Raw genomic sequence first — 12,788 nt, forward strand, 5'->3', positions numbered from 1 at the left:
CAGGGCGGGGGCACCGTAGCAACGGGGGCGCGAGATGAGAACACGTCGCACCGGACCGCACCGCAGTGGGCCGGGCCGTACGCGAAACACCGCACCGCCGTCACGGTGTGACGGCGGTGCGGTGCGGGTGGTGTCCGGTGCGGGTCAGTCCCAGGCCCGGGCCGGGACCGGAGCCTGGGCCGTCAGGACTTCGTCACCTCCAGCTCGACGGTCAGTTTCGCGCCGTCGGCCGTGGTGAGCTGGAGCTTGAACGTGCCCTCGTTCCCGTCGGTGTAGATCTTCGGGAGCCGCAGCACGCCCTTGGCGTCGGTCTTGAGGCCGCTGAGGGAGCGCACGGTCTTGTCGTTCACCTTGAAGTACGGGCCCTTGTGGTTCTGCACGGGGAGGGCGCCGTCGGTGATCATCTTGGCGGAGACCGGCACACCGGGCACGGCCGCGCCCTTGTAGGTGGCCTTGACCTCGACCGCGTCGGCGGCGAAGCTGCCGTTCGCCCCGGCCTTCAGCTCGTCGCCGGAGACGCGGGTCAGCTTGTCGGCCCTGGCCTTGACCGTCGCGCTGAAGTCGGCCCGCAGCGAGGTGCCCACGGCGGTCGCGCGGACGGTGAAGGTCCCGGCCTCGGCACCCGCGCTGAGCGTCGGCGCGGTGGCGATGCCGTCGGCGTTGGTGGAGACGGTGGCGCTGCGCGCGCCTCCGGGGAAGCGTGCGCCGGTCTCGCCGACGATGGCGAACTTCACGCGCGCCTCGTCGACCGGCTTGCCCTTGCTGTTCTCGGCGCGGACGCGCAGGCGCTCGGCGAAGGTGCCGCCCGCCGTCGCCGTCACCGCACGGTCGCTGTCGTGCTCCAGGACACTGGGGGGCGTGGGGCTCGGGGAGGGCGACTCGCTCTCCCCGCCCCCTCCGCCGCCGCCTCCGGGCTTGGACGGGTCGGGGCTGGGGCTGCCGGGCTTGCCGGGCTTCTGGGAGCTGTTGTCCCCCGGGTTCTTGCCGCTTCCCTTGTCGGAACCGCCGCCGTCGCCCGACTTCCCATCGCTGCCGCTGCCGCCGCCAGACGAGCCGCCGGACGCGTTCTTGTTGCCCGCGCCGGGCGAGGTGGGAAGCTGGCCCTGGCCGTCGGGGACCTCGTGGGCGCCCTTGCGGTAGAACTCGTACCAGGACAGGACCGTGCGCAGATAGTCCTGGGAGTGGTTGTAGCTCAGGATCGCGCGGTCCAGATCGGCCTTCTGTGACAGGTCACGGCCGCCCGCGCAGAGGTACTTGCCCGCCGCGAGCGCGGCGTCGTAGACGTTGTTCGGGTCCTTGCGTCCGTCGCCGTTCCCGTCCGCGCCCCAGCTGGCCCACGTCGACGGTATGAACTGCATCGGGCCGACGGCCCTGTCGTACGTCGAGTCGCCGTCCCACTCGCCGCCGTCCGTGTCCGTGATCCGGGCGAATCCCTCGCCGTTCAGCACGGGGCCGAGGATCGGCTTGAGGGTGGTGCCGTTCTTGTCGACGGCGCCGCCGCGTGCCTGGCCCGACTCCACCTTGCCGATGGCCGCGAGGAGTTCCCAGCGCAGCCCGCAGTTGGGCAGGGAGGCGGTCAGCGAGGACTGCGCCTTCTTGTACGCGTCCAGTACGGAGGCCGGTATGCCCGACTCCGCCTCTCCCACGCCGGGTATCGCCGAGGCGTCGTCGGACGGCGCGGGGGACTCCAGTGGCGGCAGTTCCGTGTGGTACGAGTCGTCGCCCTGGGCACCACCGTCGCGCTGCGCCGAGTCCGCGCGCGCCTTGCCGTCCTCGTCCGAGCCGCCGCCCAGCACCGCGCCCGGTGCCTGCGAGGCGGTGAGCGCCGCCATCGCGACGGCCGCGATGGCCGTACTGGTCACTCCCCTGCGGAGCCTGCTGCCGCCTACGCGCCGCCCTCCGTCCGTAGCGGTGTACTGCCTGGCCGCTGCGTGCCTACCGCGGTACCGCCCCATGAGCCCGTCCCGTCCTCTCCCCTTCGGACACCGCACCCGTGAACTGTCGTGACCCTACGACAAGTCCAGGCCCGAAGTCAGCGCTCGTGGGGCACTCCGGGCACTCCCGGCGCATTTGGCGGGTTCGGACCGGTGCCGGGCCCGAGGCGGATTCCGGTTTCGCGAAGGTGAGGGGGATTCGTCCCCGGGTCCCGGCCCGGGACTCCGGGGTTTCCGGGTCCGGGGTTCGGGGGCTGCGGGTGCTAGGAGAGTCCGGGGTGCTCCGGGGGCTCGGGAGGATCGGGGATCTCGGAGGGTCCGGGGCCGTCGGAGGGCTGCGGGCCGTCGACGGGGCCGGGGCGCTGCGGGACGGGCCCGGGGCTCTGCGGGCTGGTCCCGGTGCCCGCAGTGCCCGCAGTGTCCGCCGGAACGCTGCCGTCCGGGGTCCGGTCGATGGAACCGTGCGGCGTGTAGCCCTGGCGCTCCTGCTTGCGCCCGGAGTGAAGGTTCCGGTTCACGGCGTGCGCCAGGCGTTCGATCGTCCGGACGCCGTGGGCCATCGACCCGTTGTCCTGGGTGAGCACCGCCATGCGGTACGGGCCCTTCGCGCCACCCGTGAAGGCGCCGACACTGTGGACGCGCCAGCCGTCCGAGGGCCGGGGCAGCCAGCCGTTCTTCAGATGGACCCGCACCCGTCGCGGCACCCCTGCCGAGACGCCCCAGCGCTGGCCGCGCTGGACCCTGCCGAGGAGGGTGAGCGCGTGACTGCGGTTCTTGAGGAAGGACTTGGCGTTGGTGAGCAGGCCCAGCAGCCGGGTCTGGTCGCGAGCCGAGGTACGGGTGAGGCCCCAGAGGCGTCCCGGGCCCAGCGTGGTGTCCTGCGTACCGGCCTCGCGCAGGAACGCGTGGAGACGGGACCGGCCCAGGTCCGACCACAGGGTGGAGGCGGCGGAGTTGTCGGAGCGCGTGATCATCGCGCGCAGGAGCTGTGCCTCCCGGCTGGTGAGTCCCCGGTCCTTGCCTTCGCCCTTGCCGCGCGTCTCGGCGCGGCGCAGCGTCGCCTCCATGATCAGCACCTTGGTGACGCTGGCCGCCTCGTACTGCGTGCGCTCCCGCGACCGGCAGCGCATCCCGTACGCCTCGGCGCGCACGTCGAACGCGATGTTCCCCGACCTGGTCCGCAGCACCTTGCGCAGCTCGCGTTCGACGCGCGCCGCGAAGGCGGGGCGCGTCGGCGAGGTACAGATCTTCGGGGTGGCGGCGGGCTTCGCGGACGCGGACGGCTTTCCGGACGCGGACGGCTTTCCGGACGCGGACGGTTTCGGGGTGGCGGAGGCAGCGGGGGTGCCGGGGTCGGCGTGGTGAGGGGCGGAGGCCGCCAACGTCGCGGAGGCCGGGGCGCACAGGGTGAGGACCAGGGCGCCGACGACCAGTGCGCGGCTGCCCGCGCGGGCGCGGGCGGCCACCGGTGTCACCTCGGTCGGATGGGGGCGGGTGCGGGGCGCCGCGGGTGCGCTTGTCCGGGCGGGAGGGGTGCCGTTGACGACCATGGGCCCACCTTCCGGTGACGTGTGCCAGCGCCGCACGCGGGACTGCGCCAAGCGGCGCAACGAGGCCCCGCCGCAGAACCGGAACCGGCCCCCGCCACGGCCGACGCACCGGAACCCCCGCCCAGCTCCTGCGGCCCCTGCCCGACGCACCCGGCCGACGAGCCCTGCGCCGTCCCCGCCTGCGTCAGTGCGCCGCGGACTCCCAGTCCGGGCCGGAGCCGACGGAGACGTCCAGCGGGGCGCGCAGCTTGGCCGCCCCGGCCATCTCGCGCCGGACCAGCTCCTCCACCGCTTCCCGCTCGCCCGGCGAGATCTCCAGCACGATTTCGTCGTGCACCTGGAGCAGCATGCGCGAGCTGAGCTTCTCCTTGCGCAGTGCCTCGTCCACGCGCAGCATCGCGATCTTGACGATGTCGGCCGCCGTGCCCTGGATCGGCGCGTTGAGCGCCATCCGCTCGGCCATCTCGCGGCGCTGGCGGTTGTCGCTGTTGAGGTCGGGGAGATAGCGGCGGCGGCCCAGGATCGTCTGGGTGTAGCCGATGGCGCGGGCCTCCTCCACGACGTTCTGGAGATAGTCCCGCACGCCGCCGAAGCGCTCGAAGAAGTTGTCCATCAGCCTGCGGGCCTCGTCCGGGGCGATGCCGAGCTGCTGGGAGAGGCCGAAGGCGGACAGGCCGTACGCCAGCCCGTAGGACATCGCCTTGATCTTGCGGCGCATCTCGGGATCGACCTGGGACTTCTCCACGCCGAAGACCTGCGAGGCGACGGTGGTGTGCAGGTCCTCGCCGGAGGTGAACGCCTCGATCAGGCCCGCGTCCTCCGACAGGTGGGCCATGACGCGCAGCTCGATCTGGCTGTAGTCCGCGGTCATGAGGGACTCATAGCCCTCGCCGACGCGGAAGCCCTTGCGGATCGCGCGGCCCTCGTCCGTGCGCACCGGCACGTTCTGGAGGTTGGGTTCCGTGGAGGAGAGGCGGCCCGTGGCCGCCACGGTCTGGCTGAAGCTGGTGTGGATGCGGCCGTCGGCGGCGATGGTCTTGATCAGGCCCTCGACGGTGGTGCGCAGCTTCTGCTGCTCGCGATAGCGCAGCATCAGCACCGGCAGCTCGTGCTCGGTCTGCGCGGCGAGCCAGGCGAGGGCGTCGGCGTCCGTGGTGTAGCCGGTCTTGGTCTTCTTCGTCTTGGGCAGGCCCAGCTCGCCGAAGAGGACCTCCTGGAGCTGCTTGGGCGAGCCGAGGTTGAACTCGTGGCCCACCGCCGCGTGCGCTTCCTTCACCGCCTGCTGGACGGCGTCGGCGAACTGCTGCTCCATCTTCGTCAGCCACTCGCGGTCGGCCGCGATGCCCGCGCGCTCCATGCGGGCCAGCAGCGCCGAGGTGGGCAGCTCCATGTCCCGCAGCAGCTCCGCCGCGCCGACCTGCGCCAGCCTGCCCTCGAAGACCTCGCCGAGATCGAGGATCGTGCGGGCCTTGGCCATCAGCGCCTCGGCCTCCGCCTGCTCGTCCACGCCGAAGGCGAGCTGTCCGCCGCCCTCGGCCGCCGGGCCCAGCTCGCGGCCCAGATACTCCACGGACAGGGCGTCCAGCGCGAAGGAGCGGCGGCCCGGCTTGTCCAGATAGGCGGCCAGCGCGGTGTCCATGTGGACGCCCTCGACGCTCCAGCCGTGCTCACCGAAGACCCGCATGATCGCCTTGGCGTCGTGCAGCACCTTCTTCCTGGCCGCGTCCGCGCTCCAGGCGGCGAACGCCTTCTCGTCCGCCTCGTCCAGCTGCGCGGGATCGAACCAGGCGGCCGGGCCCTCGGCCGTGGCCAGCGCGATCTCGCTGACGCTGCCCGTGCCCAGCTTCCACACATCGACCGTGGCCAGGCCGAGCGGCACGCCCCCGTGCTCGTCCAGCCACGGGCCCAGCTCGCCCGCGCCGAGCACCGCGCCGTCCACCTCGACTCCGGCGTCCGGGACGATCTCCTCCTCGACCGCTCCGGGATCGACGGCGAACAGCCGCTCCCGGAAGTTCGGGTTGCGGAACTCCAGCGCGTCCAGAACGACTCCGAGCGCCTCCCTGTCGTACGCCGCGCGCTCCAGGTCATCCGGGCGGCAGGGCAGCTCGACGTCCCTGACCAGCTCCGTCAGATGGCGGTTGAGCTTGATGGAGTCCAGGTGCTCGCGGAGGTTCTGCCCGGCCTTGCCCTTGACCTCCTCGGCACGCTCGACGAGATCCGCGAGGGAACCGAACTGGGTGATCCACTTCGTGGCGGTCTTCTCGCCGACGCCGGGGATGCCCGGGAGGTTGTCCGACGGGTCACCGCGCAGGGCCGCGAAGTCCGGGTACTGGGAGGGCGACAGGCCGTACTTCTCCTGGACCTTCTCCGGCGTGAAGCGCGTCAGCTCCGAGACGCCCTTCGTGGGGTAGAGCACCGTGACCTGATCGCTCACGAGCTGGAAGGAATCGCGGTCACCGGTGACGATCGAGACCTGGAAGCCCTCGGCCTCGGCCTGGGTGGCGAGCGTGGCGATGACATCGTCCGCCTCGAAGCCGTCGACGGCGAAGCGGCGCACGCCCATCGCGTCCAGCAGCTCCCCGATCAGCTCGACCTGGCCCTTGAACTCGTCCGGGGTCTTGGAGCGGTTCGCCTTGTACTCGGCGAACTCCTCGGAGCGCCAGGTCTTGCGCGAGACGTCGAAGGCGACGGCGAAGTGGGTGGGCGCTTCGTCGCGCAGGGTGTTCGCCAGCATCGAGGCGAAGCCGTAGATCGCGTTCGTCGGCTGGCCCGTGGAGGTGGAGAAATTCTCCGCGGGCAGCGCGAAGAACGCCCTGTAGGCCAAAGAGTGCCCGTCCATGAGGAGCAGGCGCTGCGCGTGCTGGGGTGCCGTCTCTTTCGATGCCTTCTTAGCCACGTCCCCGATACTGTCACGGCCCACTGACAATCCGGTTCCCCCGCCCGCGAGCCCCGGAAGCGTCGGGCCGAAGCCGTCGGCCCGGTGGACGACGAGCCCCTCGTGTCACTCCCGCCACGCTCGGTCACCCGCGCCGTGTGCCCTCCGGCACCCCGCCCCCGTCCCCCTCCCGTCCGCGCCGCACACCGTGGCAGGATCGGCACCATGCGTAAGCCGCCTGCTCAGGACCCGGTCCAGGACTCCCCCGACGTCTCCGCTCCCCAGCACTACGCCGCCGGAACGGCCGCCGTCGGACACTCCCTCCGCATCGCCCAGCAGCAGATGGGGGTGCGCCGCACCGCGCTCACCCTGCTCCGGGTCAACCAGAAGGACGGCTTCGACTGTCCGGGCTGCGCCTGGCCCGAGCCGGACAAGCGGCACGCGGCCGAGTTCTGCGAGAACGGCGCCAAGGCCGTCGCCGAGGAGGCGACGCTGCGCAGGGTCACCCCGGAGTTCTTCGCCGAGCACCCCGTCGCCGACCTCGCGCACCGCTCCGGCTACTGGCTCGGCCAGCAGGGCCGTCTCACCCGGCCGATGTACCTGCCCGAGGGCGGCGAGCGCTACGAGCCGGTCTCCTGGGAGCGCGCGTTCGACATCATCGCCGAGGAACTGACCGCGCTGGACTCCCCGGACGAGGCCCTCTTCTACACCTCGGGCCGCACCAGCAACGAGGCCGCGTTCCTCTACCAGCTCTTCGCGCGCGAGTTCGGCACCAACAACCTGCCCGACTGCTCCAACATGTGCCACGAGTCCTCGGGCTCCGCGCTCACCGAGACCCTCGGCGTCGGCAAGGGCAGCGTGCTGCTGGACGACCTCCACAAGGCCGATCTGATCATCGTCGCCGGGCAGAACCCGGGCACCAACCACCCCCGCATGCTCTCCGCGCTGGAGAAGGCGAAGGCGGGCGGCGCGAAGATCATGACGGTGAACCCGCTGCCCGAGGCGGGCCTGGAGCGGTTCAAGAACCCGCAGACCCCGCGCGGCCTCGCGGGCGGCGGCACCCCGCTCACCGACCTGTTCCTCCAGATCCGCATCGGCGGCGACCAAGCCCTCTTCCGTGCGTTGAACCGGCTCATCCTGGAGACGGAGGGCGCCGTCGACGAGGAGTTCGTGCGCACCTACACGCACGGCTTCGAGGAGTTCGCGCGCACCGCACGCGAGGGCGACGCCGACTGGGAGTCGACGCTCGCGGCGACGGGCCTGGACCGGGTCGAGATCGAGGCCGCCCTGCGCATGGTCCTGGAGTCCGAGCGCACCGTCGTGTGCTGGGCGATGGGCCTCACCCAGCACAAGCACTCCGTGCCCACCATCCGCGAGGTCGTCAACTTCCTGCTGCTGCGCGGCAACATCGGCCGCCCCGGCGCGGGCGTCTGCCCCGTGCGCGGGCACAGCAACGTGCAGGGCGACCGCACCATGGGCATCTTCGAGCGGCCCGCGCCCGCGTTCCTGGACGCCCTGGAGAAGGAGTTCGGCTTCGCGCCCCCGCGCGAGCACGGTCTTGACGTCGTCCGCGCCATCCGCGCCCTGCGCGACGGGCAGGCCAAGGTCTTCTTCGCGATGGGCGGCAACTTCGTGGCCGCCTCCCCCGACACCGACGTCACCGAGGACGCGATGCGCCGCGCACGGCTGACGGTGCACGTCTCCACGAAGCTGAACCGCTCACACTGCGTCACGGGCGCCCGCGCCCTGATCCTGCCCACGCTGGGCAGGACCGAGCGCGATCTCCAGGGCAGCGGCGAGCAGTTCGTGACCGTCGAGGACTCCATGGGCATGGTGCACGCCTCGCGCGGGCGCCTGGAGCCGGCGAGCGAGCACCTGCTGTCCGAGCCCGCGATCGTGAGCCGGATGGCCCGCCGCGTGCTGGGCGCGGACTCGGCCACGCCGTGGGAGGAGTTCGAGAAGGACTACGCGACGATCCGCGACCGCATAGCCCGCGTCATCCCCGGCTTCGAGGACTTCAACGCCCGCGTGGCACGCCCCGAGGGGTTCGCGCTGCCGCACGCGCCGCGCGACGACCGCCGCTTCCCCACCGCCACGGGGAAGGCCAACTTCACCGCGGCGCCCGTCGAGTACCCGAGGCTGCCCGAGGGGCGGCTGCTGCTCCAGACGCTGCGCTCCCACGACCAGTACAACACCACGATCTACGGCCTCGACGACCGCTACCGGGGCATCAAGAACGGCCGCCGCGTCGTCCTCGTACACCCCGAGGACGCGGCGGCGCTCGGCCTGGCCGACGGCGCCTACGCCGACCTCACCAGCGAGTGGAACGACGGCACAGAGCGCACGGCGCGCGGCTTCCGCGTCGTGCACTACCCGACCGCGCGCGGCTGCGCCGCCGCCTACTACCCGGAGACGAACGTCCTCGTGCCCCTGGACGCCACCGCCGACGTCAGCAACACCCCGGCCAGCAAGTCCGTGGTGATCCGCGTCACTCCCTCCTGAGCGCGCGCTCAGCCACCTGATAGGAACAGGTGGGTAGAACAGCGACATGACCGGCCGACGGTGCCGGCCGCACGAGGGTGATCGGAGCCGCAGCCCATGGGCGAGCAGACCACGACCAAGTTCCCGCAGGAGATCCTCGACCAGTGGGCGGGGTCAGGCCTCGACCTGCCGTCCCTCTTCTCGGCCGGTCACCTCGGCGAGCGCATGGGCCTCCAGGTGATGGAGGCGGCACCGGAGAGGGTCGTCGGCACCCTCCCCGTAGAGGGCAACACCCAGCCGTACGGGCTGCTGCACGGCGGCGCCTCCGCCGTGCTCGCCGAGACCCTCGGCTCGGTCGGCGCCATGCTGCACGGCGGCCCCGGCAAGATCGCCGTCGGCGTCGACCTCAACTGCACCCACCACCGCGGCCTGCGCTCAGGGCTGGTCACCGGCGTCGCCACCCCCGCGCACCAGGGCCGCAGCACCGCCACGTACGAGGTCGTCATCACCGACGAGCGGGGCAAGCGGGTGTGCACCGCGCGGCTGACCTGCATGCTGCGCGATGCCTCACCCGACGGCGGCAGCACCAACGGCACCGGCACCGGCACCGGCACCGGCGGCACCAACGGTGACGGCAGCCGCGAGGACGCAGCGCGCTGACCGTGTACTGACCGTCCGCCGACCGCACCACGCGGCCGGAGCGCCCGGAACCGGTGCGCCCGGCCGCGCACCGGCACGCGCTCTGGCCCCCGGCGCACGAGCCCGCTAGCTTCACGCGCATGGGGGACTCCGTGCGCGAACCCGAAGTGCTGGCGGCCGGGGACGAATCACGGCGCCTGCACGAGCGCTGGGAAGCCCTCCCCCGCCGCGTACGCCGCACGGCCGTCACAGCGCTCGGCCTCGCCCTGCTCGCCGCCGCCACCGGCTACGCCCTCGCCGTACGCCCCGGCCCCCCGCACGCCCCGCCGCGCGCCCGCGCCCCCTACCCCGCGCAGGCCGTCAGCGTCAGCTTCTCGCGGATCAGCGACGTCTCCCCCGACGAGGGGACGTTCACGATCGAGCTGCTCGCCAGCACCACCTCGCCCGTCTCCGTCGAACGCGTCACCCAGGGCTACGAATCGCTCGACCTCACCTCCGCCTCGCCGCACCCCGTCGAGGTCACCGCGTACTCCCCCAAGAAGCTCATCCTGCGTGCGCGGATCATCAGTTGCCGAGGGCTGCCGATCGACGCGGGCATGCCCTTCCTCGAAGTGACGCTCCGTAACACGCGCGCGGTGCAGGACTTCAGCGTGATCCCGGGAGAAAGGTACGCACACGAACTGACGCGGGTATTCCGTACGGTATGCGGACCCTCTTCGCGCTCCTCCACACCCGCCCCCTGAGCCAACTGGCCCTTCGATGCCCGATACGTGTCCGCTACATCGCCGATACACCCCGAAACAGAAGCGTTGTAAGGGACACCGCGCCCGGAGAGGTACACCTCGACGCGCGTCAATAACAAGAGAGTCACATCCTGGCTTGCACCTCTGCCCGACTTCAGTCCTCGGCCATAGAGTCACCGCCAGTCACCGCGCCGCCGGGCGTGCGATGCGAGCACCGATCTGTACCACCCCAGTACGGCCCGGCGCGCCTACGGCCATTCACCTGTGATGGCCGCGCCAGGGGAAAGGACTGATCGTGCGTCACCGTTCCTTGCTCATACTCACCACCGCCGTCACCGCGGGAGCCCTCACGCTCTCCGCGTGCGGATCACGCGACGAAAGCGGCGGCGGGGACAGTGGAGAGAACACCACTGTCACCATCGGGCTCGATGCCCCGCTCACCGGTGACCTGTCCGCTCTGGGCCAGGGCATCAAGAACTCGGCCGACCTCGCGGTCAAGACCGCGAACAAGGAGAAGACGGCCGAGGGCATCACCTTCAAGCTGGAGCCGCTCGACGACGCGGCCCAGCCCTCGGCAGGACAGCAGAACGCCAACAAGTTCATCGCCAACGACGAGGTCATCGGCGCCGTCGGCCCCCTGAACTCCAACGTCGGCCAGTCGATGCAGAAAGTCTTCGACAAGGCGAACATGGTCCAGATCTCGCCCGCCAACACGGCGCCCGAGCTGTCCCAGGGCAACAACTGGCGCACCGGCAAGAAGGAGCGCCCCTTCGACACGTACTTCCGCACCTCCACGACGGACGCCATCCAGGGCCCGTTCGCCGCGCAGTACATGTACAACGAGAAGAAGCTCAAGTCCGTCTACGTGGTCGACGACAAGAAGACCTACGGCAAGGGCCTCGCGGCGACCTTCAAGGCCGAGTTCGAGAAGCTGGGCGGCAAGGTGGTCGGCACCGACCACGTCGACCCCAAGGAGAAGGACTTCACCGCCGTCGCCAACAAGATCGCCAAGGCGAAGCCCGAATTCGTCTACTACGGCGGCGAGTACCCGGCCGGCGCCCCCCTCTCCGACCAGGCCAAGCAGGCCGGGCTCGACGGCCCCGTCGTCGGCGGTGACGCACTCTTCAGCGCCGAGTACGTGAAGCTCGCCAAGAAGAACTCCGAGGGCGACCTCGCCTCCTCCGTCGGCGCCCCCCTGGAGACGCTCGACACGGCCAAGGAGTTCATGAAGAACTACAAGGCCGAGGGCTACAAGCTCCCCTACGAGGCATACGGCGGCTACGCCTACGACTCCACCTGGGCCATCATCGAGGCCGTCAAGGCAGTCGTCGAGAAGAACGACGGCAAGCTGCCCGAGGACATCAACGAGGCCCGCGAGCAGGTCGTCGAGGCCACCCAGGACGTCAAGTTCGACGGCGTCAGCGGCCAGGTCGGCTTCGACCAGTACGGCGACACCACCAACAAGCAGCTCTCGCTGTACGAGGTCAAGGACGGCGAGCACAAGCCCGTCAAGACCGGCACCTTCAACGACTGACCCGGGCCAACCGCCCCGTCCCGCACGCCCACACACCCGCGGGGGCGCCAACAGCGCCCCCGCGCGGTCGTATCTGACACCACTCGGAGGCCCAGCGGTGAACGACCTGCCGCAGCAACTGGCCAGTGGACTCATTCTCGGCGCGATGTACGGTCTCATCGCGATCGGATACACGATGGTCTACGGCATCATCCAGCTCATCAACTTCGCCCACGGTGAGATCGTCATGGTCGGCTCCTTCGGAGCACTGACCGCATGGCTGATCCTCCCCGAAGGCACCTCGCTCGTCCTCGCCCTGCCCCTCATGCTCCTCATGGCGGTCGCCGTCACCGTCCTCGTCGGCATCGGAGCCGAGCGATTCGCCTACCGGCCGCTGCGCGGAGCACCACGGCTCGCCCCGCTCATCACCGCCATCGGCCTCTCGATCATGCTCCAGCAGCTCATCTGGACGTTCTACCCGGACGCCAAGAAGGCCCGCTCCTTCCCCCAGTTCAGCGGCGAGAGCTTCGAGATCCTCGGCGCCAACATCCAGCGCGGCGAGATCTTCCTGCTCATAGCGGCCCCCATCTGCATGGCCGCACTCGGCTTCTTCGTCTCCAAGACCCGCACAGGCCGGGCCATGCAGGCGACCTCGCAGGACCCCGACACCGCCAAGCTGATGGGCATCAACACCGACCGCATCATCGTCACCGCCTTCGCCATCGGAGCGGCCTTCGGCGGCGTCGCCGCGCTCGCCTACGGCCTCAAGTACGGGCAGATCGACTTCAAGATCGGCTTCATCCTCGGCCTCAAGGCATTCACAGCGGCCGTCCTCGGAGGCATCGGCAACATCTACGGCGCCATGCTCGGCGGCCTCGTCCTCGGCCTCGCCGAATCCCTCGCCACCGCCTACATCGAGAACATCCCCGGCATGGAACTGTTCGGCGGCGGCGCCTGGAAGAACGTCTGGGCCTTCGCCCTCCTCATCCTTGTACTGCTGGTACGGCCCCAGGGCCTGCTCGGCGAGCGCGTCGCGGACAGGGCGTGATACGC

General features: G+C 70.9%; 8 protein-coding genes. 5 read left to right on the plus strand and 3 right to left on the minus strand.

Annotated features, from left to right (window positions below; all coding sequences use genetic code 11):
* Window positions 1–182 precede the first annotated feature (182 nt).
* The 3 genes from ACWGJ2_RS08505 to polA all read right to left on the minus strand — a co-directional run bounded on the left by ACWGJ2_RS08505 (window position 183) and on the right by polA (window position 6,323).
* Window positions 183–1,862, minus strand: a complete 1,680-nt coding sequence (locus tag ACWGJ2_RS08505) for a lytic transglycosylase domain-containing protein (RefSeq protein WP_453345225.1) — start codon at window positions 1,860–1,862, stop codon at window positions 183–185.
* Window positions 1,863–2,197: 335 nt separating this feature from the next.
* Complete coding sequence (locus ACWGJ2_RS08510) at window positions 2,198–3,400, minus strand: serine hydrolase (RefSeq protein ID WP_453345226.1); 1,203 nt, start codon at window positions 3,398–3,400, stop codon at window positions 2,198–2,200.
* Between the two features lie 268 nt (window positions 3,401–3,668).
* Window positions 3,669–6,323, minus strand: a complete 2,655-nt coding sequence (polA, locus tag ACWGJ2_RS08515; RefSeq protein ID WP_453345324.1) for a DNA polymerase I — start codon at window positions 6,321–6,323, stop codon at window positions 3,669–3,671.
* A gap of 261 nt (window positions 6,324–6,584) precedes the next feature.
* On the opposite strand from polA, the gene ACWGJ2_RS08520 reads away from it, so the two are divergent.
* From ACWGJ2_RS08520 to ACWGJ2_RS08540, 5 genes are all read left to right on the plus strand, one after another.
* Entirely contained in the window at window positions 6,585–8,861 is a 2,277-nt protein-coding gene (locus ACWGJ2_RS08520) for an FdhF/YdeP family oxidoreductase (protein ID WP_453345227.1), read from the plus strand.
* 96 nt (window positions 8,862–8,957) lie between these two features.
* The gene (locus tag ACWGJ2_RS08525; protein WP_453345228.1) at window positions 8,958–9,500 is read left to right on the plus strand and encodes a PaaI family thioesterase; all 543 of its coding nucleotides are present in this window, start codon (window positions 8,958–8,960) and stop codon (window positions 9,498–9,500) included.
* Between the two features lie 119 nt (window positions 9,501–9,619).
* Window positions 9,620–10,222 (plus strand): hypothetical protein, encoded by a 603-nt coding sequence (locus tag ACWGJ2_RS08530; RefSeq protein WP_453345229.1) that lies wholly within the window; start codon window positions 9,620–9,622, stop codon window positions 10,220–10,222.
* A gap of 295 nt (window positions 10,223–10,517) precedes the next feature.
* A complete protein-coding gene (locus ACWGJ2_RS08535) occupies window positions 10,518–11,756 on the plus strand; it encodes a branched-chain amino acid ABC transporter substrate-binding protein (RefSeq protein WP_453345230.1) in 1,239 nt (412 codons plus the stop codon).
* Between the two features lie 97 nt (window positions 11,757–11,853).
* Window positions 11,854–12,783, plus strand: a complete 930-nt coding sequence (locus ACWGJ2_RS08540; protein ID WP_453345231.1) for a branched-chain amino acid ABC transporter permease — start codon at window positions 11,854–11,856, stop codon at window positions 12,781–12,783.
* The last annotated feature ends 5 nt before the right edge of the window (window positions 12,784–12,788 follow it).

Source organism: Streptomyces sp. NPDC054796 (assembly GCF_053611545.1).

Bases quoted from the DNA above. Each gene is read 5' to 3' on its own strand.
- polA (WP_453345324.1), bottom strand. From the start codon at position 6,323: ATGGACGGGCACTCTTTGGCCTACAGGGCGTTCTTCGCGCTGCCCGCG.
- ACWGJ2_RS08520 (WP_453345227.1), top strand. From the start codon at position 6,585: ATGCGTAAGCCGCCTGCTCAGGACCCGGTCCAGGACTCCCCCGACGTC.
- ACWGJ2_RS08525 (WP_453345228.1), top strand. From the start codon at position 8,958: ATGGGCGAGCAGACCACGACCAAGTTCCCGCAGGAGATCCTCGACCAG.
- ACWGJ2_RS08530 (WP_453345229.1), top strand. From the start codon at position 9,620: ATGGGGGACTCCGTGCGCGAACCCGAAGTGCTGGCGGCCGGGGACGAA.